20 protein-coding genes are annotated in these 21,921 nt (G+C 64.1%); 7 read left to right on the top strand and 13 right to left on the bottom strand.

Annotation, left to right across the window (positions count from 1 at the left end; all coding sequences use genetic code 11):
• Positions 1-57: 57 nt before the first annotated feature.
• From TEP_RS09220 to TEP_RS09205, 4 genes are all read left to right on the top strand, one after another.
• Positions 58-753 (top strand): response regulator transcription factor, encoded by a 696-nt coding sequence (locus tag TEP_RS09220; protein ID WP_132825075.1) that lies wholly within the window; start codon positions 58-60, stop codon positions 751-753.
• A 9-nt stretch (positions 754-762) separates the two neighbouring features.
• Positions 763-2,019, top strand: coding sequence for a HAMP domain-containing sensor histidine kinase (locus tag TEP_RS09215; RefSeq protein ID WP_132825074.1), 1,257 nt, complete (start codon positions 763-765; stop codon positions 2,017-2,019).
• Between the two features lie 60 nt (positions 2,020-2,079).
• A complete protein-coding gene (locus TEP_RS09210) occupies positions 2,080-2,472 on the top strand; it encodes a diacylglycerol kinase (RefSeq protein ID WP_132825073.1) in 393 nt (130 codons plus the stop codon).
• 112 nt (positions 2,473-2,584) lie between these two features.
• The gene (locus tag TEP_RS09205; RefSeq protein ID WP_132825072.1) at positions 2,585-4,186 is read left to right on the top strand and encodes a phosphoethanolamine--lipid A transferase; all 1,602 of its coding nucleotides are present in this window, start codon (positions 2,585-2,587) and stop codon (positions 4,184-4,186) included.
• A 12-nt stretch (positions 4,187-4,198) separates the two neighbouring features.
• Here the strand turns inward: TEP_RS09205 and TEP_RS09200 are convergent, their stop codons facing one another.
• The 11 genes from TEP_RS09200 to TEP_RS09150 all read right to left on the bottom strand — a co-directional run bounded on the left by TEP_RS09200 (position 4,199) and on the right by TEP_RS09150 (position 17,348).
• A complete protein-coding gene (locus TEP_RS09200) occupies positions 4,199-5,401 on the bottom strand; it encodes a beta-lactamase family protein (protein ID WP_240790667.1) in 1,203 nt (400 codons plus the stop codon).
• Positions 5,402-5,534: 133 nt separating this feature from the next.
• Positions 5,535-6,167: a TetR/AcrR family transcriptional regulator gene (locus TEP_RS09195; protein ID WP_132825071.1), complete on the bottom strand. Its 633-nt coding sequence runs from the start codon at positions 6,165-6,167 to the stop codon at positions 5,535-5,537.
• Positions 6,168-6,169: 2 nt separating this feature from the next.
• Complete coding sequence (gene fabF / locus TEP_RS09190; protein WP_132825070.1) at positions 6,170-7,447, bottom strand: beta-ketoacyl-ACP synthase II; 1,278 nt, start codon at positions 7,445-7,447, stop codon at positions 6,170-6,172.
• Between the two features lie 36 nt (positions 7,448-7,483).
• On the bottom strand, positions 7,484-10,549 hold the full coding sequence (locus TEP_RS09185) for an efflux RND transporter permease subunit (RefSeq protein WP_132825069.1): 3,066 nt from the start codon (positions 10,547-10,549) through the stop codon (positions 7,484-7,486).
• Positions 10,546-11,658, bottom strand: a complete 1,113-nt coding sequence (locus TEP_RS09180; RefSeq protein WP_132825068.1) for an efflux RND transporter periplasmic adaptor subunit — start codon at positions 11,656-11,658, stop codon at positions 10,546-10,548. Before TEP_RS09180 ends, TEP_RS09185 begins: the two co-directional genes overlap by 4 nt.
• A 65-nt stretch (positions 11,659-11,723) precedes the next feature.
• Positions 11,724-12,350, bottom strand: coding sequence for a TetR/AcrR family transcriptional regulator (locus TEP_RS09175; RefSeq protein ID WP_132825067.1), 627 nt, complete (start codon positions 12,348-12,350; stop codon positions 11,724-11,726).
• Between the two features lie 277 nt (positions 12,351-12,627).
• Positions 12,628-13,437 carry a trypsin-like serine protease gene (locus tag TEP_RS09170; protein ID WP_132825066.1) on the bottom strand — a complete coding sequence of 270 codons (810 nt, stop codon included), beginning with the start codon at positions 13,435-13,437 and terminating at the stop codon, positions 12,628-12,630.
• A 124-nt stretch (positions 13,438-13,561) separates the two neighbouring features.
• Positions 13,562-14,143 carry a hypothetical protein gene (locus TEP_RS09165; protein WP_132825065.1) on the bottom strand — a complete coding sequence of 194 codons (582 nt, stop codon included), beginning with the start codon at positions 14,141-14,143 and terminating at the stop codon, positions 13,562-13,564.
• 69 nt (positions 14,144-14,212) lie between these two features.
• Positions 14,213-15,385: a beta-lactamase family protein gene (locus TEP_RS09160; protein ID WP_240790666.1), complete on the bottom strand. Its 1,173-nt coding sequence runs from the start codon at positions 15,383-15,385 to the stop codon at positions 14,213-14,215.
• A 140-nt stretch (positions 15,386-15,525) separates the two neighbouring features.
• Complete coding sequence (locus TEP_RS09155; RefSeq protein WP_132825063.1) at positions 15,526-16,434, bottom strand: methylenetetrahydrofolate reductase; 909 nt, start codon at positions 16,432-16,434, stop codon at positions 15,526-15,528.
• Entirely contained in the window at positions 16,434-17,348 is a 915-nt protein-coding gene (locus TEP_RS09150; protein ID WP_132825062.1) for a LysR family transcriptional regulator, read from the bottom strand. The genes TEP_RS09155 and TEP_RS09150 overlap by 1 nt, the downstream gene beginning before the upstream one ends.
• 175 nt (positions 17,349-17,523) lie before the next feature.
• Between TEP_RS09150 and msuE the strand changes: the two genes are divergently transcribed.
• Genes msuE through TEP_RS09135 form a run of 3 tightly spaced genes read left to right on the top strand, consistent with a single transcriptional unit; the run spans position 17,524 to position 20,222 of the window.
• A complete protein-coding gene (gene msuE / locus TEP_RS09145; protein ID WP_025874527.1) occupies positions 17,524-18,105 on the top strand; it encodes an FMN reductase in 582 nt (193 codons plus the stop codon).
• A gap of 58 nt (positions 18,106-18,163) precedes the next feature.
• Positions 18,164-19,141, top strand: a complete 978-nt coding sequence (locus tag TEP_RS09140; RefSeq protein ID WP_132825061.1) for a DUF1852 domain-containing protein — start codon at positions 18,164-18,166, stop codon at positions 19,139-19,141.
• A 40-nt stretch (positions 19,142-19,181) separates the two neighbouring features.
• Entirely contained in the window at positions 19,182-20,222 is a 1,041-nt protein-coding gene (locus TEP_RS09135) for a methionine synthase (protein WP_132825060.1), read from the top strand.
• Between the two features lie 143 nt (positions 20,223-20,365).
• On the opposite strand, the gene TEP_RS20010 is transcribed toward TEP_RS09135, so the two are convergent.
• Together TEP_RS20010 and TEP_RS09125 are read right to left on the bottom strand one after the other, a co-directional pair.
• The gene (locus tag TEP_RS20010; RefSeq protein WP_132826491.1) at positions 20,366-20,677 is read right to left on the bottom strand and encodes an excalibur calcium-binding domain-containing protein; all 312 of its coding nucleotides are present in this window, start codon (positions 20,675-20,677) and stop codon (positions 20,366-20,368) included.
• A 185-nt stretch (positions 20,678-20,862) separates the two neighbouring features.
• Positions 20,863-21,867, bottom strand: a complete 1,005-nt coding sequence (locus TEP_RS09125) for a PHB depolymerase family esterase (RefSeq protein WP_132825059.1) — start codon at positions 21,865-21,867, stop codon at positions 20,863-20,865.
• Between the last annotated feature and the right edge of the window lie 54 nt (positions 21,868-21,921).

Below are 21,921 nucleotides of genomic sequence, written 5' to 3'. Positions count from 1 at the left end.
GGCAAACCCCAGGTGATCGTCCAAAGTCCGCTGCTCATGCACGGATGCACGTAGCCCATGACACGACTGCTCATCATTGAAGACAACCCCGAGCTGGTTGCCAACCTCTACGCATTCTTCGAGCCACTGGGCTACGTACTTGACGATGCACGGGATGGTGCCAGCGGCCTGCGCAGGGCAACGCAGCATGATTACGATGCCATCCTGCTTGACCTGATGCTGCCCCGCCTTGATGGCATGGCGCTGTGCCAGACACTCCGCGAGAAGTTCCAGAACCCGGTGCCGATCCTGATGCTGACCGCCCGTGATCCGGTGGAAGACCGCGTGCAGGGGCTCGCGCTGGGTGCGGATGATTACCTGGTCAAGCCCTTTTCCCTGAAGGAGCTGGACGCGCGCATCAGGGCGCTGGTCCGCCGTGCCCAGGGCCGGCAGGTGCAGAGCGTGCTGGCCTGGGCGGACCTGCGGGTCGACACCCGCTCGCCACAGGCATGGCGCCAGGGCCAGCCCCTCAACCTGACACCGACCACGCACAAGCTGCTGATGTGCCTGATGCGGGCCGCTCCGGCAGTGGTGCGCAAGCAGGAGATGGAGTACCTGATATGGGGCGACCAGCCGCCTGAGAGCGGCGCACTACGCACGCATATCCATGAGCTGCGCCTTCAGGTGGACAGGCCGTTCGATCCCGCACTCATCGCGACCGTGCACAGTGTCGGCTGGCGCCTGGGCACGCCGGCGCCAGCACACGCGGAATAGTCGGCCCCCATGAATGCCCGCTCGCTGCAGTCCCTCCATCGACGCTTGACCCTGAGAACGCGCATCACCGTCGCGTTCGTGCTGCTGATGGCCGGTGCCATGGGCTTCATCGTTCTGGTCGAACAGGTGGACTATGACGACGTGAGGGCCTCCGTCGTTTTCAAGAGCCAGGACCGGGAGGTCCGCAGGTTGCAGGCAGCCCTGGCGCAAGGTGCGCAACCGGACCTGCCGGAAGGCAGCCAGCTGTTTGATCCGCATACGGTTCCGCAGGTGCTGCGCCGGTACGGGCCGGGTTACCACGGTGAAGCCGCACCAAACGAGTGGCACCTTCGGGTCTTCGAAAGCAACGGACAGCGCTACTACCTGCTGCAGCACGGTGATCACTATGCCTACCTCGAGCATCTGATAAACGCCTTTGCTGCGCTGGTCATCCTGACCTGCGTGCTGTGTGCGTTCTGGATTGGTCGCCGGACCTCGGCCCACGTCATCGCGCCCATTACGCGCTTGGCTGATGCCGTGCAGAACAAGCACAAGCCCTTCCCCTTCCAGGACGCGCGCGACGAAATCGGCGTTCTGGCGCGCGCCTTTGCCCAGCACAGCGACGAACTTGAGCAGTTCCTGCAGCGTGAACAGTGCTTCGCCGGCGACGCCAGCCATGAACTGCGCACACCACTGGCGATCATCGGTGGCGCCGCCGAGACGCTGCTGCACCAGTTGCCGGCCGACAGCCGGTTGCTGGCCAGCGCCGAGCGCATCGTGCGGACCACGCAGGAAATGCAGCGCCAGCTGACCTGCCTGCTGCTGCTTTCCCGCGACCCCAGGACAGTGCCACGCAGCAACCTCCTGCTGCGACCGGTGATCGAGGAATGCATGGCGCGATGCGTGCCGTGGCTGGCAGCAAAACCAGTGCGGCTGACCCTTGATGCGGCGCAGGACGAGCAGCTGCTGACCAATGACGTGCTGGCACAGAGCGTGATCTGGAACCTGCTGCGCAATGCGTGCCAGTACACGGAGGAAGGCGAGGTACGGGTGGAACTGCGTGGCACCACGCTGCGGGTTGCCGATACCGGCCCGGGGCTGCCGTCCAGCATCGACGCGCAGCAGTTCCAGCGCTTCGTGCCCAGCGCCCGGCAGAGTGGCGAAGGCCTGGGCCTGTCCATCGTGCAGCGAGTGGTCGAGCATCTTGGCTGGCAGATGACGGTCGAGACCTCGGCGCGGGGCTGCTGCTTCACCCTGCAGATGCGCCCAGCCGCAGCCGATACCTGACAGCTTCCTGACGTTGCCCCTTCCACCCTTGCCGGATCTCTTCATGAAGGCAGGTACGAAATGCAGCCAGGGCAACCCAAGGGCAACGGCAAGTACGCGCACGGCAAGACCGGGTTGCGCCGCATCCTGCATACCGTGATCCATTCCCGCGACGGTTTCGTCGCGACATTCAAGGGTGAGGTCGCGTTCCGGCAGCTGTTGTTGCTGCATGGCGCGCTGGCAACCGTCGCGCTCCTGCTGGACGTCAGCCGAAGCGAGCGCGCGCTGATGCTGATGGCCTGCTTCATCAGCCTGCTGGTGGAGCTGCTCAACTCGGCCATCGAAGCGGTGGTCGATCGCATCTCTCTGGAATGGCATCCGCTTTCCAAGAACGCCAAGGACATGGGCAGTGCCGCACAGAGCACGGCCCTGCTGATGGTGGCTACGGTGTGGGCCGCGGTCCTGATGGGATGAGCAAGGAAGCTGACAACTTCCTGATGAACGCGTCCAGATACTGCGCGCACTTCTGGCTCAGCGGATTCTGCACGTGCGTTCATGCTTCAGGTCTGTCCCGCAACATCCGATCATGCTTGTCTGGTGCACGGCATCGTTCTTCACCACGCTGGGAAACATCGCTCTCTGGAAGACGCTCTGGTCTGTCATCGACATCCATGATCTGCGCAGCGCGTTGTTCTTCTGCAGCCTTCCGGTGCTGCTGCTGTGCCTGTTCAATCTGCTGCTCACGCCCATTGGCATGCTTCCCCATGTGCGCAAGCCGGTGCTGGCGCTGTTGCTGGTCGTCAGCGCTGCGTGCACCTACTTCATGCTGCACTACAACGTACTGATCGACCGCGACATGGTGCAGAACGCGCTGGAGACAAACCAGGCTGAAATGACCTCCTACCTGTCGCTGCCGTTGCTGGTGACGGTGCTGTTGCTGGGCGCGCTGCCCACCTGCGTTCTGCTGGTCATGCGCAGTGGCAACAGCGGGCGGCCTTTGCGGGCGGCGCTGGCGTGGCTGGGGAACGTGCTGGCGACGCTGATGGTGCTGGCAGCGGTAAGCCTGGCCTTCTACAAGGAGTATTCGTCGCTGCTCCGCAACAACCGCTACATCCGCGAGCAGGTACTGCCGCTGAACGTCCTTCGTCACACCTATGGCTACCTCCGGAGCAGCTACAGCGCCAAGGCACAGCCGCTGCGCACGATCGGCGAAGACGCCGCGCGCACGCCCGGCCAGCGCCCGCGCCTGGTCATCCTGGTGGCCGGCGAGACGGCACGTGCAAAGAACTTCCAGCTCAACGGCTATCCGCGACCGACCAACCCGCGGCTGTCACGCCTGGACGGCGTCATCAGTTTCCGGGACGTTGCATCCTGCGGCACATCGACGGCGGTATCACTGCCGTGCATGTTCTCGCAGATGCCGCGATCGCAGTACGATGGCGTCGCTGCGGCATCGGAAGAGAACGTACTGGACATCCTTCAGCGCACCGGCGCCAGCGTGCTCTGGCGCGACAACAACAATGGTGGCTGCAAGGGTGTGTGCAACCGCATCCCCACCGACGACATGCCGCCGCTGAAGGTGCCGGGGGTGTGCGTGAACAAGGACGGCACCTGCCATGACGAGATCCTGCTGCACCAGCTGGACCCGCGCATCGCGGCCATGCAGGGTGATGGTCTGATCGTGCTGCACCAGCTGGGCAGCCATGGCCCCACCTACTTTGAACGCTATCCCGCCGACGCCAGGGCGTTCAGCCCCACCTGCGACAGCAACCAGATACAGACGTGCAGCAACGAAGCGCTGACCAACACCTACGACAATACGCTGGTCTATACCGACCGGCTGCTGGGCAAGGCCATCGACCTGCTGCAGACCTATTCGGAGCAGCGTGACGTTGCACTGATCTATGTCTCCGATCACGGCGAGTCGCTTGGCGAGCGCGGCCTGTATCTGCACGGAACGCCCTACTTCATTGCGCCACGCGAGCAGACCCAGGTGCCGATGGTGATGTGGTTCTCCCCTGGCTTTGCACGCCATGCCCGCCTTGATCTGGCCTGCCTGCGCCATGCTGCGGGCACCGGATCCTACAGCCACGACAATCTCTTCCACTCCCTGCTGGGACTGTTCGCCATCAGCAGCGGCGTCTACCAGCCGGGACTGGATGTGTTCGCGGGCTGCCGCATTCCCTAGCGTGCTGGCCGGTCACAGCGTCTCTGCCAGCCGCAGTACATCCATGGGAAACCCGGCGTAATCGTCGAGCGGGGCGCTGTGGCTATCCCGCCGTTGAATCTGCCTTACCGCCACCACGCCCTTGTCGGGAACAATGACCAGGTGCTGGCCGAGATAGCCGTTGGCGGCGTAGGCCGCTACCGGCCCTCGGTCGATGTCGAAGATGTCGCCGAGCTTCAGTCCACGCCCGGTGATTTCCGCAGCGTAGCGCTGTGGCCAGCTCGGTCCCAGCCGTTCGGCCAGGAAGCTGGTCAGCGCTGACTTGCTGTCAAATACCTGGCCGTCGGCGGCCAGCAGCGCGTCCAGCATCACGGGATCCATGCTGCGAGCGCTCAGAAGCGTGGCTGCACCGGCCTTCAATCGGTAGTGCTCCCATGCGGGGATGCGCCACCACAACAGGCCGACGTCGGGGGAACGCGCGCTTTCGGCGGTCATCAACGCCACCGAGCGTTCGCTCAGCAACCGCTTGCCACCCGGGGTGACACCGCCGTCCAGCATCAATCGTCCGATCGCTGCAAGATCAACCGCCGACAGCGACAGCCCGGCCATGCCCATGGGCGTCCCGGCCTGATCCTTCATCCATGCATGGCCGGTGATGCCAAGCGGCTTGAACAACCGTTCGTCCAGATAGACATCCAGTCGCTTGCCGGCAAGCCGCTGCACGATGTCCGGCAGAAGATTGGTCGCCTTGTTGTTGTAGGCGAAGGTGGTGCCTGGATCGCTGGACACCTCGGCCGCCAGCGCCAGCTTCACCAGATCCGGCGCGCCCTCCAGTTCCACCCCCGCGTTGGCCACGTTCTGCAGGCCGGAGGTGTGGTCCATCAACATCCGGATCGTGATGTCCCGCTTCCTGCCCTGGCGCCATTCCGGGTACACCGTGCTGACCGGTTCGTCGATGGAGGCGAGCTTGCCGTCATCGAGCAGCAGCCCGATGGCCAGGGCGACGACGGACTTGGTCGCCGACATCAGATGGATGCGGTCTTCACCGGCTGCCGGCGCGATCTGCAGCAGCACCCTGCGCCCGCATTCAATGTAGACCGCATCGGAATGCGCGTTGCGGGCATTCCGCTCGATCGCTGCCAACGCATCAGGTGTGTTGGCTGCGGCCACAAACGGATGTAATGCCAGGAAGAATAGGCAGGCAAGCAGGCGTGCTCTCATGGCGGGCTCCTTCAATGGACACAGAGACAATGACTACATCTGTAGTCAATCTGCAGTGCATGAAGTCATGCTTGCTGGACTGGATTCGAGTTTGTGCTGAATGCCTGGCCGGCCCCTGGCGAAGGGCGGGTGGCCTTGAACCATCGACTCACCATTTCCGGGGAGTTCTCCAGGCCTCCGGGAGCGTCATCCCATAGGCGCGCATGAACAGCGCCACGGTTGCTTCACTCCCGGTCACGGGCCTCGCCGCATGAGGCAAGCCATGTTCTGCGAGGATGAGCCTGAGGAACTTCTCACTGTCAGCCGGGTGGCTCGAGCGGACCGGGGCGCTCGCCATCGCTCGTGTCGCAAGGTCCAGATACGGTTCCAGCCTGGTGTTCCAGTGTTCCATGTAGACATCACGTGCATGATCAGAACGCGACAGCGTCCGGCAGAAGGCCTGGCATGCCGGGTCCGCTGCCAGCCGTTCGATGCCATCACTGATGCGCATCAGCGCATGGCCAAGTTCCATTGCTCCGTCCGCGTCGAGCCGGGCATCCGGTATCGATGCCAGATGGCCGTCCATGACCGCCTTGTAGAGCCGCGCCTTGTCACGATAGTGCGCATAGATCGTGACCTTGGTGACGCCACAGACCTCGGCAATGCGCTTCATCGTCGCGTTCTCGAACCCTTCTTCGGCAAACACAGTGCCGGCTGCATCCAGCATCCAGCGCCGGCTCAACGCTCGTGCACGTTCCCAGCGCAGGGCGGTTTTGCTTGGAAAGCCGCTGGAGGCAGCCATGCTCACATGCGCCTGAACAGTGCACTGGCATTCACGCCGCCAAAACCAAATCCATTGGTCAGCGCGAACTTGATGCCTGCCTTGCGCGGCACGCCGGCGACGATCGACAGCCCTTCGGCCAACGGATCCGCGCGGCCGAAGTTGAGCGTCGCTGGCGCGACCTGGTCTCGCAAAGCAAGCACGGTAAAGATGGCTTCGATGCCACCAGCTGCCCCCAGCAGGTGCCCGGTGCTGGACTTGGTGGCAGAGATCAGAAGATCTGGGCGGGCACCGAACAGGGCACGCATGGCCGCAAGCTCTGCCCGATCCCCCACCTGGGTCGAGGTTGCGTGCGCGTTGATGTGGTCGACCTGCCCGGCGGCAATGCCCGCCTGCGCCAGCGCGATCTCCATCGCCCTGCGCGCACCACTGCCGTCGTCGGGGCCCGCAGTCAGATGATACGCATCGGAGGTGGTGCCGTAGCCGACCAGCTCGGCCAGCGGGGTGGCGCCACGCGCGAGCGCATGGTCCAGCCGCTCGATCACCAGCAGCCCTGCCCCTTCGGACATGACGAAGCCGTCCCGCTGCTCATCAAACGGGCGCGACGCCGCCTGTGGTGTGTCGTTGAACGACGTGCTCAGCGCCTTGGCCGCCGCAAAGCCGCCCAGGCTGACCCGATGCATCGCCGCTTCCGCACCGCCACACAGCGCAATGTCCGCCTCGCCGGACCGGATGAGGCGCGCCGCATCACCAATGGCCTGGACGCCCGCCGCGCATGCCGTGACCGGTGCGCCCTGCGGCCCCTTGAACCCGTACCGGATCGACGCCTGCCCTGCCGCCATATTGGCCAGGAAGGTAGGCGCAGTGAACGGCGACAAGCGGCCAGGCCCACGGCTTTCGGTGGTGTGCACCGCATTGACGATGGATCCAAACCCACCGATCCCCGTCGCAATCACGGTCGCCGTTCGCAACAGCCCACGATCATCAGCCTCACGCCATCCGGCCTGCGCAAGCGCTTCGTGGGCGGCTACCAGCGCAAACTCGACAAACCGGTCCATTTTTTTCAGATCTTTCGGCGCGATGATCCCGCTGGAGTCGAAGCCCGCCTCAGGATCCTGCACCCGGTCGGGCACGCGGCCGCCTACGTTGCAGCCCGTTCCGGCAGAGAGCGGCTCGCCCAACGGGCCAATTCCGGAACGTCCCGCCAGCAGGCGCGACCACACTGTTTCCACGCCGCACCCCAGCGGGCTTACCACCCCCATTCCGGTCACTACGATGCGATCTTTGTCGGCAATGCTCATGACTCACTTCCCATGCAAAAGAGATCCAGGCCACTTTCAGGCAACGCGGGCCCTGTCCGCTCGGACCTTGAACCAGATGGCATACATCGCCGGGAGGAAGACCAGCGTCATCACGGTGCCGGCGATGGTGCCGCCGATCAACGTGTAGGCAAGCGTTCCCCAGAACACCGAATGGGTCAGCGGAATGAAGGCCAGCACCGCTGCCAGGGAGGTCAGGATCACCGGGCGCGCCCGGTGAACCGTCGCCTCGATGATCGCGTGGAAGGCTTCCATCCCGGCTTCCTCGTTTTCGCGGATCTGACCGATGAGGATGAGCGTGTTGCGCATCAGGATGCCTGACAATGCAATCAGTCCCACCAGGGCGTTGATGCCAAACGGCTGCTGGAACAGCAGCAGAGTCGGGACCACGCCGATCAGGCCGAGGGGGCTGGTCATGAAGACCATGATCATTGCCGAGATCGAGCGCACCTGCAGGATGATGATCAGCAAGGTGATCGCCAGCATGATCGGGAACAGCGGCAGCATGGCGCTCATCGCCTTGCCGGACTCTTCAATGGCGCCGGCCTGGGCAATGGCATATCCCTCGGGAAGCGAGGCGATGAGTGGCTGAAGCTGCCTGCTGATGGCCGCCGATACGTCCGGTGGCTGCAGGGCATCGTCGATATCACCGCGCACGGTGATGGTCGGCACGCGATCGCGCCGCCGCAGTACCGGCTCTTCCATGCGCACTTCGACAGCGCCGATCTGGGACAACGGCACGCGCTGGCCACCGGCGCCGACCAAAGTGAAATCGGCAATGCGCGCCGGGTCCAGGCGCGTATCCCCGCCAGATCGGGCAACCACTTCGACGGTGCGGATGTCCTCACGAACGGCAGTGACCGGCACCCCGCTGAGGAAGAACTGCAACTGCTGCGAGACAGACGCAGAGGTTATGCCCATCGCCTGCAAGCGGTCCTGATCCAACGTGAAGTGCAACGTTGGCGTGCGAACGCCCCAGTCGGTGTTCACGGTGCGCATCATCGGGCTGGCGTGCATGATCTGCTCCACCTTGGCCGCAATGCCGCGGATGACATCCGGATCCGGGCCACTGACCCGATAGGCCACCGGATAAGGCGAGTAAGGCCCGAACACCAGCTGCGTGACGCGCACGCGCGCTTCAGGCGCCAGTCCCTCCGCCACTGCCTGGCGGAGCCTTGCCTTCAGCGCATCGCGCTGTTGCTGGCTGTCGGTGCGGACAACGATCTTGGCAAACGCGGGATCGGGCAGCTCCGGCGAAATGGCGAGGTAGAAGCGCGGCGCGCCCTGGCCGATGTAGGCCGTGACGATCTTCGACTCCTCCTGCGCGGACAGCCACTTCTCCACCTTGCTGGCCGCCAGGCTGGTCTGTTCGATGGCGGTGCCGTAGGGCATCTGTACCTCGACCAGTACCTCCGGGCGATCAGAGATGGGGAAGAACTGCTTCTTCACCAACCCCATGCCTGCCACCGAAAGCACGAACAGGCCGATCACCGAACCTGCGGCCAGCCACTTGCGCGCAATCACGCGCGCCAGGATCGACCGGAAGCGGTTGTAGCGCGGCGTATCGTAGAGACTGCTGTGGCCGCGCTCCACGGCCTTCAGTTCAGGCAGAAGCTTCACGCCAAGATAGGGCGTGAAGAAAACCGCGACCACCCACGACACGATCAGCGCAATGCCGACGATCCAGAACATGTTGCTGGTGTATTCGCCGGCAGTTGAGCGGGCAAAGCCATTGGGCATGAAGCCCACGGCCGTGACCAGGGTGCCGGCCAGCATCGGCGCCGCCGTATGGCTCCAGGCATAGGCCGATGCCTTGATCCGGCTGTAGCCCTCTTCCATCTTCACCACCATCATTTCGATGGCAATGATCGCGTCATCGACCAGCAACCCCAGCGCCAGGATCAGCGAACCGAGCGTGATGCGATCAAAGTTCTTTCCGGTGGCAGCCATCACCATGAACACCGCGGCCAGCGTCAACGGTACGGCAGCTGCCACCACGATGCCGACGCGCCAGCCCATGCTGACGAAGCACACCACCATCACCACCAGCAGTGCGACGAAGAACTTCATCATGAACTCGTCGACCGAGGCGCTGATGTTCACCGCCTGATCGGTGACTTTCTCCAAGGCCATCCCCACCGGCAGGCCGTCGTTGATCTTCTTGACCTCAGCGTCGAGCGAGGCGCCCAGATCCAGGCCGTTCCAGCCGTCGCGCATGACGATCCCGAGCAGCATGGCGGGCTCGCCCCCGTTGCGGATCATGAAGGTCGACGGATCTTCATAGCCGCGCTTGACGGTGGCGATGTCCTGCAGCTTCAGCGTCCTGCCCTGCGCAACGATGGGGGTATCCCGGATCTTCTGCAGCTGATCCAGCGCGCCGTCGAGGCGGATGAAAATCTGCGGGCCCTTGGCCTCCACGGAGCCGGCGGGCGTCAACGCGTTCTGCCCGTTCAGCGCGGCGAACACTGCCTGCGGCGTGATGCCCAGGTTGGCCAGACGTTGGTGGGAAAGCTCCACGTAGATCCGCTCGGACTGCTCGCCGATGATGTTGACCTTCTTTACCCCCGGGACATGCAGCAGGCGCTGGCGAAGGGTTTCGGCGTCACGTGCAAGCGCGCGAAACGGCTCGCCCTTGGCTTTCAACGCGAACAGCGCGAAGGTGACATCGGCGTATTCGTCATTGACCATCGGGCCGATGACACCTGCGGGCAGGTTTGCGGCTTCGTCGGCCATCTTCTTGCGCGCCTGGTAGAACTCTTCCTGCACCTCCGAAGGAGGCGTACCGTCCTGCAGGGTCAGCGTGGTGAAAGACAGGCCGGGACGCGTATAGGTTTCGCTGCGGTCATACCAGCGCAGCTCCTGCAGGCGTTTTTCCAGCTTCTCGGCCACCTGGTCCTGCATCTCCGTGGGTGTGGCACCCGGCCACGCCGTGATCACCGTCATGACCTTGACGGTGAACGCCGGGTCCTCTGCGCGGCCCAACTGGAAGAACGACACGATGCCGGCTACCGAGACCAGGAAGATCAGAAAGACGGTAATCGCACGCTCGCGCACCGCAAGCGCCGACAGGTTGAACCCACTCACGGGTGGGCTCCCTTGCCAGCGGTGGTCGTGGCGGTATCGGCCAGACGAACCACCTGCCCTTCGCGGAGCAGGTGCGCGCCCAGCGCGGCCACGCGGTCGGATGCATTCAACGCGCCCTCAACCAGGGCCTGGTCGTCACCCAATCGCTTGACCACTACCGGCGTCCAGTGGGCTTTGAGTGGCTCGCCTCCGATGACCCAGACGCCGGTCCCGTTGCCGGGATCGAACACCGCGCCCAACGGGACCTCAATGCCCCCGGCCCTGCCTGCAGCTGCGGTGCCTTCAACCGCTACCGCCACGGTGGACCCCAACGGCAATGTCGTGCTGCCGTCCTCCAGGGTGTAGCGGGCTTCAAAGGTGCGGGTTGCGGGGTCTGCCGATTCAGAGAGCACGCGCAACCGTGCCGGAATCCTGCCACTGGCCCCGAACAGGGAAGCGGACGCCGCCGAGCCGATCTGCGGCCGAAGTGTCTCGGGCAACTGGACGACGGCCTCGCGACTGCCTGCACGGGCAAGCCGGGCGACGATCTGCCCCGCTGCAACGACCTGGCCGGGCTCGGCCAGGATGTTCATGACCACCCCATCGGCATCGGCAACAAGCGCCGTGTACTGACTGGCATTGCGCGCGACACGGGCTTGGGCCTCGGCGGCCTTGAGCTGCGCGGACGCCGCGTCTGCGGCAGCCTTGATCTGATCGTAGGCCGACCGGGATACAACGCCCTTGGCCGCCAGGTCGCGATAGCGCGCCTCGTCCGCGGTGGCTTGCACATTCTGCGCACGGGCTGCGATGACGGCCTGCTGCTGGGACGCCGCGGCCAGGTTCAGATCGATGGGATCAATCCGGTACAGCACGTCGCCGCGCTTGACCGTCTGCCCCGTCTCGACCAGGCGCTCGGTGATCTTGCCCCCCACCCGGAAGGCCAGATCGCTCTGCACCCGTGCGGCTACTACGCCGGTGAAGGTCCGCGCGTTTCCCGCGCCCGGCTGCACCTGGGCGACCCGGACAATGGGCGGCGCGGTTCGAGGGTCGCTTTCACCCGGCTTGCTGCAGGCCACAAGGAGCAACGGAACAACACAGGAAATGGCTGTGACTACAAAACGGCGACGCATGCGGCCTTCCGGAGTGGGGTGTCCGGACGCATTTTGTTCCTAGTGACTCATTTCGTCAATAGTCACTAATGATGTGGCTGCAAGCTCCTGAGGACCAGCTCCTGCAAGGCGTTGGGCGCTTCTTCGTGCAAGGGCGCCAGGTGCGGCAGCGTCACCGGGTTCAGATAAGGAAGCAGGACCTGATAGACCGCGCGGCCGGTCTCTTCAAGTGATGTCCGGCTCTCGAAGGCTCCGCAGGCACGTCCCTCCTTGATGATGTCTTCAACAAGCTGCCCGATCCGGTCTTGATACGCCTTCGCTGATGGCCATTGATCCGTCGCGGCGGCGACGGCGATTTCATACAGGCGCCGATCCTGCAGAAACAGGCGAAGACCGGCCTCCACAATGACGGTGAACAACACACGCAGCCTATCGTCAGGCGCTTGCACCCCCTGCAGGGCCTGACGAACCTCGCTTTCGATCTGACCGAGGCAATTGGCGCAGATCACCTCACCAATGGCCTGCTTGGAGGCAAAAAACTTGTAGATGTAAGCCTTGGAAAAACCGATGGCTTTGGCAAGGTCGGACACCGTGGTCTTGTCGTAGCCGTAATGGCTGAAATGCGCGGTGGCGGCCACGATGATCTGGGTGCGCACGTCGTGCTCGGCGGGGCCGCGCCCGCCGTCGAGTGCTGCGGAGGTCGAAGTAGACATCGTGGAAGCGTAGCGCCGCGCCGTCACGCCGGCAAATGGTGACCGTTTGGGTATCGGTCCACCAACCACCCGGCGGCTGTTTGATTTTCAGCTCCGGCAGAAGACGATTCATCCCATCGGGAGGTATGAATTGCCGGCCTCGCAGAATGCATGTCCAGCAATGAGCTTCAGCGTTGCTGCGACCCTCTGCAGCGCAATGCACCTTCAAAGCGCACTGTGCCGCCGCAGGGGAACACCGGACAGCGCTTATCGGCGCGCCGCCCCCTGGTGTCAAACGTTATCGATCATCCCCCGTGACGGCCTCGATCCAGTCGACGTAGCGTGACACGCGAACGTTGTGGACCATCTGGCCATGGAAGCCCGCTTCAAGGGCATGCTCGGGTACGGCCGTGATCCAGGACCCCAGTCCCACCAATTGCCAGGTGCCGTGGTCGTTGACCACAAGCGGACCACCGCTGTCTCCACTTCCCAGTACGCCCTCAAGCGGCAGGCCCTGCGGCGGCGGATCGAACCGGTACCAGAGATACCGCTGATTGCCGCCGGTAATCGTGTTGTGGGCCCGCCGCAGGGATGTACGGTGCGGCGCATCCGGCAACTGGCCAACCGCACCGTTGCCGGTGGCGCCCTTCCCTATCAGGACGGCGACCTGCGTGACCTCTGCTGAACCCCGATGCAGCGCCACGGGCGTGGCATCGGTCACCGGCGCGGCAAGCTTGATCAGCGCGATGTCATCCGAGGCCGCCAGGAAGGCATGGATCCGGGAAGGACTTCCTGTTGCCATCGCCTCCTTGCCCAGGGCCTCGGGCATCCTCCGGTAGCCGGGATGCAGGAATACGCGTTCAACGCCATACGCGTTGCCATTGATCGCGATCGTTGCACCCATCCCTTCCATCGGCGCTGCATGCGCTGCGGTCAGCACCCAACGCGGGGCGATGAGAACGCCGTGCCCCTCTCCCGGCATGTCCGCCAGCGCCGGGAAGTCGGATCGTTCGATGCGGTACCTGCCATCGTCGACATCATCACGGATGACGATGGCCCCGGCAGCGAACGGGAGCGCGGCAAGCAGTAGAAAGAGCCAGCGATTCATCGAGATCATTCATCCTTGTGGTCGATGCGTCCAGCTTGGCCGGACGCATCGACACTGCTGATGGAACCAATTCCCGCAGTGGCCGACGAACGGAAGGCCGCCGTCCATGAGAACCTCGCACACTTCACCGGGTGAAGTACAGACACCCGGCCACGGCGATCGGCATCGGGTCGGCCTCGATGCGCTGGGCCACCAGTGCCATCACTTCAATGCCATCGCCCTGGGCTTCCGGTACTGACTGGACCACCCGCATTCCTCCGGGTTCGCCCTGCGTCCCCGGCCCATCGAGGGAAAGCGATTCGGTGAGGTCTGCAGCAAAGGCTGCATCGAAGACAGCCACCACGGAACTGCGCGACAGTATCAGCCGCGTGGACGGATGACCGAAGACCAGAGCCGGTGCTGGAAGCTTCATTTCCGCGACAACGCCGGGCATGTCGCCCAGTGCGTTGCTGTAACCCCCACCCTTGCCGGCGATCGGCTGCCAGCCACCCGATGGCTTCCCGCGGGTTGCGATGTCACGCAATTGATGGGCCAACGCCCGGAATGCGGTGCGATCCGCCTTGCAGGACGCGAGCGCCAGCGCCTGATCGATTTCATCCCGCCTGGGAACGGTGTTGCGGATCGATTCTGCTGCCGGGGCGTTCGGCGCAATGACAAGCCCCAAGCCTGCGAGCAGTAGAATCCTGTTCAACGTGCGGGTGATCAATGCGCAATGCTCCTGCCTGGGCTGCCAACACTGTGCGGCACCACACCGGACAGCTGGGAAACACCCTCTCTATCGGGAAACATCATTACCAGCGAGAGCTTCCCGCGCGGCGATTTTTTCGACCAGCGTATCGATCGCAGCCTCCATGGCGCGCGCCGTCTGGTCGCCGCTCTGGTTGGTGATGATGAAGATGCCAAGATCGTACTTGGGCACGATGTAGATGTAGCACTGCGACCGCGGTACGCCACTATGATGCGCATGGTAGACGCCCTTCAGCCGGTCACCGGAAACGATGTTCCAGAAGTAGCCGATGCTGAACTCCGAATCGAACGTGAGCAGAGGGCGATGCGACTCCTTTACCACCGGCCCGTTGGCCAGCTGGAACCTGAGGTACTTCACCATTTCCGGGACAGTTGCCTTCACGTTCCCGGAGGCGCCCCACGGCAGCTGTGGCATCGGCGTGGTCGGTATCGGGTTGTCGCTGTGATAGCCGACCGCAAGCCGGGACGCTTCGCTGTCGCTGAGTCTGATGCTGAGACCCGTCATCGCCGCGGAATCGCCAAGGAATCCGCGTAACAGCGACTCGTAGTCGCTGTTGTAGACGGTTTCCAGGATATGCGCTGTCAGTTCCGTTCCGGCACTGGAGTAGGCGTAGTCCTTGCCGGGTGCCTGGTCAATCTCGACGGCGTGCAGATCCTTGAAGAAATCAGCCTTGCCGTAGTGCGCATAGAGGGTGTTGAGTTCGCTGGGCGTACGATGATCGGTGAAGTCCTCCAACACCGTGTTCGCGCGTTCCGGCAGCATGTTCGGCAGGCCGCTGGTGTGCGACAGCAGATGGCGGATGCGGATGGGCTCGCCCTTGTACTGCAGGTTCGGATAGTCCCCCTGCAGGTACTGCCGGACGTCGTCGTCCAGACTGACCTTGTGTTCCAGAACGGCATTGGCCATCAGGGTGCCGGCCAGGGTCTTGCTCAACGAACCGATCTCGTAGAGGGTCGCATCGGTTGGAGGGCCAGGCTTGCCGGTTTCCATGTCGCCGCGATGGCAGATGTATTCCTCGCCCCGGTACACGACGCCGATCGAGGTCGAATGAAGCAGCGGCTGCTGGATCAGCGTCGCGGCAACTTCGTCGATCTCCGCCCCGAGATCCTTCGTTGCGGCCTTCTCGCTGGCGCAGCCTGCGGCCAACAGCGCGGCCGACACTACGAGGCAGCGGAGCCATCGCCTGGTTCGAACATTCATTGACGTCGCTTCCATGCGTAGGCGCTTGAAGGGAGGTGGAAAAGGACTCTTAAGGATACCCGATGGCAGGGGCGCGATTCCTGATGGATGCCGAACCCGGTCGCGGTCGACCTCCGCGGAGCGGCGCACGCCCATGCGCGCTACGGCAGTTGATCGGAAAGGGGTGAGCGCGCCACGCACGCATCGCCTGCACGCATCCGGTAGTGCTCCACCCACTCCATGGTTGGTGCGATACCTCCGAAGGGAAACAGATGCGGGCTGACCTGCCCATGGGCTTCGGTCAAGCCCTCTGCCAGGCGGTCCACGAACACGTCCGGCCCGGCTCTTCCCAGCAGGCGGCCGATGGAGATGCCGTAGCGGGACAGCATCGAGGTGCTTGCAGCGACGCCGCACATGGCTGCATAGCGCACAAGCCGCGCGATGCTGGCCGGCCCGGGGACGCCCACCAGCACCGGATGGGTGATGCCACGGGCGCGCAGTTCATTCAACCAGGCCAGAACGATATCGGCGTCGAATGCGAACTGGGTGATGACCAGCGCTGCCATGCCTCGCGCTTCGATACGCTGGCACTTGTTTTCAAGCACGCGCCACCTCTCGGCGCTGGTCATCACCGGATGGCCTTGCGGATGCCCGCCCACCCCCACGACCTTGATGCCGGCGCGCTCGAGAATGCCGCTCTCGATGATCGATGTGCTGTCGGCGAATGGCCCGGCAGGCGTGGCAAGATCGCCTGCGATCACGAAACAGCGCTCAATGCCGGCGTCGATGACGGCACGCTCGATGAAGTGCTCAAGCGCCGCCCGCGAGCCGATGCGGCGTGCGGAAAGGTGCGGCATCGGCTCGAACCCCAGATCGCGAACCGTGCGTGCCGCCGCCAGTCGCGCAGCATCGTCCTCGCTCGGCAGGTAGGGAATGGAGATCGTCGTCCCCCGTGCAATGCGGGAGGCTTCGGCGCGCAACGCAGGCATGGCCTTGGCACTGACTTCCAATGAAAAGGCGTTGACGAAGGTCTGCGCCAGTGGCTCCATGCGGCCAACGCCTGCTGACATCAGCCGGCACCACGCAGGTTGCCGGCGCTTGTGGAGCTGTTCCGTGCCAGTTCGACAAATGCCTGCAGGTAATCGATACCGGTATCGGCCTCACGCGCGCCCAGGTAGATCTGCTTGGGAATCCCCCGCGCACCCAGACGCACCGGCACCACGTCCATCCGGGCGGCGTACTCCTCCACCAGCCAGCGCGGCATGGCGGCCACGCCGCGACCGCTGGCCACCATCTGCATCATGATGTCGGTGGTTTCGATGGCCTTGTGGCGCCGGGGCGTGACCCCGGCAGGCAGCAGGAACTGGTTGTAGATATCCAGGCGCTCGAACGGCACCGGATAGCTGATGAGTATTTCCTGGCTGAGCTGGCGGGGCTTGACGTACTCGACCGACGCCAGCGCGTGGCCCTTGGCCACCACCAGCACCTGCTCGTAATCGAAGACGGGGACGAACTTCAGGCCCGGCTTCAGCAGCGGGTCGGGCGTGACCAGCAGGTCGATCTCATAGCCGAACAGGGCGCCGATGCCGCCGAACTGGAACTTCTGCTTGACGTCCACATCGACGTCGGGCCAGCTGGCCAGATAGGGCGAGACGATCTTCAGCAGCCACTGGTAGCAGGGGTGGCATTCCATGCCGATGCGCAGCGCGCCACGCTCGCCCTGCGCGAACTGGCCCAGCCGTTCCTCGGCCAGGTCCAGCTGCGGCAGCACCCGGTTGGCCACCGCCAGCAGGTACTGGCCCGCCTGCGTCAGGCGCAGGCTGCGGCCTTCGCGCAACCAGACGTTGGTGCCCAACTGCTGCTCCAGCTTCTTCATGCTGTGGCTCAGGGCTGACTGGGTCAGGTTCAGCACGCCGGCGGCGGCCGTGAGCGACCCCTGCTGCTCGACCTGCTGCACGATGCTGAGATGGATCCGCTCCAACATGACGATGAATCTCACTCATGGATTGGTGAAGTAATACCATTTTACGTCATGGGAAGGGCTGGCTAGCATCGGCTCATGCCTTCGGATCCCTGCCAGCGCGGCTACCCAGCCGGCACGCAGGACTGCGCTCCTGCAGGTCACCCCGGAGCCGCCCCTCCCCTGCTGAAGCGAAGAGATGACCCGCCCCCTCCGTATCGTCGCCGTTTCCGGCGGGCTGCAGCGCCCCTCAAGGGCCGCGACCCTGGCCGAGCACCTGCTGGACCTGATCGGCGAAGGCGTCCCCTGCGATCAGCACCTGATTGAACTGGGTGAACTGGCGCCGCAACTGGCCGGTGCGCTGCGGCGCTCGCAGTTGCCTGAAACCGTGGAGCGGCAGTTGGCCGCTGTCGAGCGTGCCGATGTGCTGGTGGTGGTTACACCGGTCTACCGCGGTTCGTACACCGGCCTGTTCAAGCACTTCTTCGATTTCATCGACCAGGACGCGCTGGTCGATACCCCGATCCTGCTGGCCGCCACCGGCGGCAGCGAACGCCACGCACTGGTGATCGACCACCAGCTGCGACCGCTTTTCAGCTTCTTCCAGGCGCGGACCCTGCCCTTGGGTGTCTACGCAACCGACAAGGATTTCGCCGACGGCTGCGTGCAGAACGAGGCCCTGATGCAGCGGGCGCGGCTGGCGGTGCAGCGAGCGATGCCGCTGCTTGCCCTCTCCCATCGTGCAGCACCTGCCGTTACCGAGGCCGCTGCAGTCCTCTGAATGCCGAATGCCAGCGACCTGCATTCGGATGTCACCCCCGCAACCCGGAACGCCGCCCATGACGACCGAGAACTTCACCTTCAGCATCACCCGTATTCCCTTCAACGAGGACTACCAGCCCGCTGACGGTACGCGTATCACCACCAATTTCGCCAACCTGGCCCGCGGCGAGCGCCGCCGGGAAAACCTGCGCAACACGATCAGCATGATCAACAACCGCTTCAACGATCTGGCGCACTGGGACAACCCCAGCGCGGATCGCTACGCGGTCGAGCTGGACATCATCTCGGTGGAGATGCACATCGATGGCAGCGACGGCAGCGGTACGTTCCCGTTGATCGAGGTGCTGCGGCCGACCATCGTCGACACGCGTACCGGCGTGCGTACCGAAGGCATCGTCGGCAACAATTTCTCCTCCTACGTCCGCGACTACGATTTCAGCGTCGTGCTGCCCGCCAGCAACGAAGGCAAGGCCACCTTCGGCATTCCGGAAGACTTCGGCGATCTGCATGGCAAGCTGTTCAAGCACTTCCTGGCGTCCGACGCCTACCGTGCGCACTTCAGCAAGCCGCCGGTGATCTGCATCAGCGTGTCCAGCAGCAAGACCTACCATCGCACCGAGAACCACCATCCCATCCTGGGCGTCGAGTATCGGCAAGGCGAGTTCTCCCCCACCGACCAGTACTTCGACAAGATGGGGCTGCAGGTGCGTTACTTCATGCCGCCAGGCAGCGTCGCGCCACTGGCGTTCTACTTCCAGGGTGACCTGCTGGGCGACTACTCGAACCTGGAACTGATCGGCACCATCAGCACGATGGAGGCCTTCCAGAAGATCTACCGCCCCGAGATCTACAACGCCAATTCCGTAGCGGGCAAGGTCTACCAGCCCAGCCTGAAGCACCAGGACTATTCGTCCACCCGCATCGTCTACGACCGCGAAGAGCGCAGCCAGCTGGCCGTCAAGCAAGGCCGGTTCACCGAAGAGCACTTCATCAAGCCGTACCGCGCCGTGCTTGAGCAGTGGGCCGCCCGCTGATCCACCGCTTTTCCATTCGCCCCTCAGGACACAAGACGCAATGTCGACGAAGAAACTGCTCCCCACCTCCACCGCAGGCAGCCTGCCCAAGCCCTCCTGGCTGGCCGAGCCCGAGAAGCTCTGGTCGCCTTGGAAACTGCAGGATGAAGAGCTGCTGGAGGGCAAGCAGGATGCCCTGCGCCTGTCCCTGCAGGAGCAGCAGCATGCAGGCATCGACATCGTCAGTGATGGTGAGCAGACACGGCAGCATTTCGTCACCACGTTCATCGAGAACCTCAGTGGTGTCGATTTCGAGAAGCGCGAAACCGTCCGCATCCGCGACCGCTACGACGCCAGCGTGCCCACCGTAGTGGGTGCGGTGAGTCGTCCGAAGTCGGTGTTCGTGGAGGACGCGAGGTTCCTGCGCAGGCACACCACGCAGCCGATCAAGTGGGCGCTGCCGGGCCCGATGACCATGATCGACACGCTCTACGATGCGCACTACAAGAGCCGCGAAAAGCTCGCATGGGAGTTCGCCGGGATCCTCAACCAGGAAGCCAGGGAGCTGGAGGCAGCCGGCGTCGACATCATCCAGTTCGATGAGCCTGCCTTCAATGTGTTCTTCGACGAAGTGAACGATTGGGGCGTCGCTGCACTGGAGCGCGCGGTCGAAGGGCTCAAGTGCGAAACCGCGGTGCATATCTGCTATGGCTACGGCATCAAGGCCAACACCGACTGGAAGCAGACGCTGGGCTCGGAATGGCGCCAGTATGAAGAATCGTTCCCGAAGCTGCAGACGTCCAGCATCGACATCATCTCGCTGGAGTGCCACAACTCGCACGTGCCGATTGACCTGATCGAGCTGGTGCGCGGCAAGAAGGTGATGGTCGGTGCCATCGATGTGGCGTCCAGCACGGTCGAGACGCCGGAAGAAGTGGCCAACACGCTGCGCAAGGCCCTGCAGTTCGTGGATGCTGACAAGCTCTACCCCAGCACCAACTGCGGCATGGCGCCGCTGACGCGTGACGTGGCACGAGGCAAGCTGCGCGCGCTCAGCGCAGGCGCACAGATCATCCGCGACGAGCTTCAGGCCCGCGGCTAAGCGGGACGGCGCGCCTGCGGGCGCCCTGCCCAGTGCGTGATCTCCAGTCAATGCAGGTGGGGGGTGCCCCCACCTTCTTGCAATTCATCTTCAACTCGGCTGCCAGCGAGCGTGCACCACTGACGTGCAACCGTACCCCCGCCTCACCGGCGCCCACGATAGGGCTCACACCCAACCCCATCATTGTCACGATCAAGGTGGGGCCCATATCCAGGCTCTCCACGGCGCACAGGTGCCGCACCGGCTGCGCGGGCTTCGGCGCAGTTTGCGAATGCGCCTGATCCGCGCGCACGCCCTGGGGTGAAATTGTTGCGGGGTGCGTCGAAGTTGCGAGGTGCAACCGGGCCGCCTCGATGGCAATGGTAGTCGCCCGTTGTTCGATTGGTATGGCAGCCGTTCTTGTCGAGACCGCCGCTGTGCGCTGACGCCTCGACAGGTAACGCCAATGCGATCACGACCGCAAAAGTGAGATTCGCGTGGATCACAATGCCCCCCTGTCAGGCGTTTTTCCCGCTGACAAGGCTAGCACGCGGCCTAGCCGTCCCGTCGGCTCGATGCTACGAGGCAAAGGCCGCGCGCCAGTGCGGGAGCCCACCGCTCCCACACTGGCGCCGCCTCCCCTGCTCCTGTGCCCCCACACTCAGCGCTGCTGATCCTTCAGGAACAGCCAGGTAATCAACGTGGCATCCGGCCCCTCGGGATCGGTGAACGGCAAACCGGACTGGCTGCCGCTCCAGGCATGCCCCATTCCCTGCACCACGTAGTGCTGCACCAGCGTCCTGCCGCCATAGGTGTAGGAGTCAACCGTGTAGGCGCGCCCACCCGGCACCTGGCCGTGGAAGGTGCTGGTCGGCACGTACTTCACCGAGTCGTTGTCCAGGCCATCGTCGGCCAGGTCATTGGTCTGCAGGAACTGGCGCACGGCCTGCTGTCCGTTGATCGGGTTCACCGTGGCGTCGGCGGTGCCATGGAAGACCAGCACCGGGATCGGCCGCGGCGACGGCGAGCCCGAGCACTGCCACGCCAGCCGCCCGTTGCTGTCCGGTGAGTAGATGCTGCCGGCCAACAGCGCATAGGCGCTTCCGGAAATCGTGGTCGCGCCCTTGTACATGCCGCCGGAGTGGATCGCGCCCGCCGCGAACACATCCGAATAACAGGCCAGCATGATCGAAGTCATCGCCCCGCCGGCGGAAATGCCGGTGACGTACACCCGGTGCGGATCGATGCTGTAGCCCGCTTTCACCTTGTCCACGATGCCGGCCAGGATGGAGGCTTCGCCACTGTCGCGCGCCTGGTTGATCGGCAGCTGCCAGTTCCAGCAGCGTGCGGGGTTGGAGGTTACGTTCTGTCGCGGGTAGACCACGATGAAGCCTTCGGTGTCGGCGACCTCGTTGAAGCCGGAGGCCTCGCCCATCAGGTTCGGCCCGGTCACGCAGCCGTGCAGCACCAGCAACAGGGGCAGTGGCCGCGTTTCGTCGTAGCCGGCCGGCACCCACACCTGGTACTCGCGGGCGCCGAACAGATTGCCGTACAGGCCAACGTCCCAATGCCCGGGTGGGTCTGCCGCAGAGGCGGCGCCCGTGGTCGCCAGCCAGGTGCACAGCAGCAGCATCAGCGCCTTGATTGAATCGATTCCAGATTTCATGACCAGATCCTCATGCGTGAGTCGTGGATGAAGTGGTACCGGAAATCCTCGTGG

Source organism: Stenotrophomonas sp. TEPEL (assembly GCF_004348785.1).
GTDB lineage: Bacteria > Pseudomonadota > Gammaproteobacteria > Xanthomonadales > Xanthomonadaceae > Stenotrophomonas > Stenotrophomonas indicatrix.
This window is presented reverse-complemented; position numbering and strand designations above follow the sequence as displayed.

Bases quoted from the DNA above. Each gene is read 5' to 3' on its own strand.
- TEP_RS09215 (WP_132825074.1), top strand. From the start codon at position 763: ATGAATGCCCGCTCGCTGCAGTCCCTCCATCGACGCTTGACCCTGAGA.
- TEP_RS09160 (WP_240790666.1), bottom strand. From the start codon at position 15,385: ATGAATGTTCGAACCAGGCGATGGCTCCGCTGCCTCGTAGTGTCGGCC.
- TEP_RS09175 (WP_132825067.1), bottom strand. From the start codon at position 12,350: ATGTCTACTTCGACCTCCGCAGCACTCGACGGCGGGCGCGGCCCCGCC.
- TEP_RS09210 (WP_132825073.1), top strand. From the start codon at position 2,080: ATGCAGCCAGGGCAACCCAAGGGCAACGGCAAGTACGCGCACGGCAAG.
- TEP_RS09150 (WP_132825062.1), bottom strand. From the start codon at position 17,348: ATGTTGGAGCGGATCCATCTCAGCATCGTGCAGCAGGTCGAGCAGCAG.
- TEP_RS09180 (WP_132825068.1), bottom strand. From the start codon at position 11,658: ATGCGTCGCCGTTTTGTAGTCACAGCCATTTCCTGTGTTGTTCCGTTG.
- fabF (WP_132825070.1), bottom strand. From the start codon at position 7,447: ATGAGCATTGCCGACAAAGATCGCATCGTAGTGACCGGAATGGGGGTG.
- TEP_RS09140 (WP_132825061.1), top strand. From the start codon at position 18,164: ATGACGACCGAGAACTTCACCTTCAGCATCACCCGTATTCCCTTCAAC.
- TEP_RS09170 (WP_132825066.1), bottom strand. From the start codon at position 13,437: ATGAATCGCTGGCTCTTTCTACTGCTTGCCGCGCTCCCGTTCGCTGCC.
- TEP_RS09135 (WP_132825060.1), top strand. From the start codon at position 19,182: ATGTCGACGAAGAAACTGCTCCCCACCTCCACCGCAGGCAGCCTGCCC.
- TEP_RS09155 (WP_132825063.1), bottom strand. From the start codon at position 16,434: ATGTCAGCAGGCGTTGGCCGCATGGAGCCACTGGCGCAGACCTTCGTC.
- TEP_RS09220 (WP_132825075.1), top strand. From the start codon at position 58: ATGACACGACTGCTCATCATTGAAGACAACCCCGAGCTGGTTGCCAAC.
- msuE (WP_025874527.1), top strand. From the start codon at position 17,524: ATGACCCGCCCCCTCCGTATCGTCGCCGTTTCCGGCGGGCTGCAGCGC.
- TEP_RS09125 (WP_132825059.1), bottom strand. From the start codon at position 21,867: ATGAAATCTGGAATCGATTCAATCAAGGCGCTGATGCTGCTGCTGTGC.
- TEP_RS09195 (WP_132825071.1), bottom strand. From the start codon at position 6,167: ATGGCTGCCTCCAGCGGCTTTCCAAGCAAAACCGCCCTGCGCTGGGAA.
- TEP_RS09205 (WP_132825072.1), top strand. From the start codon at position 2,585: ATGCTTGTCTGGTGCACGGCATCGTTCTTCACCACGCTGGGAAACATC.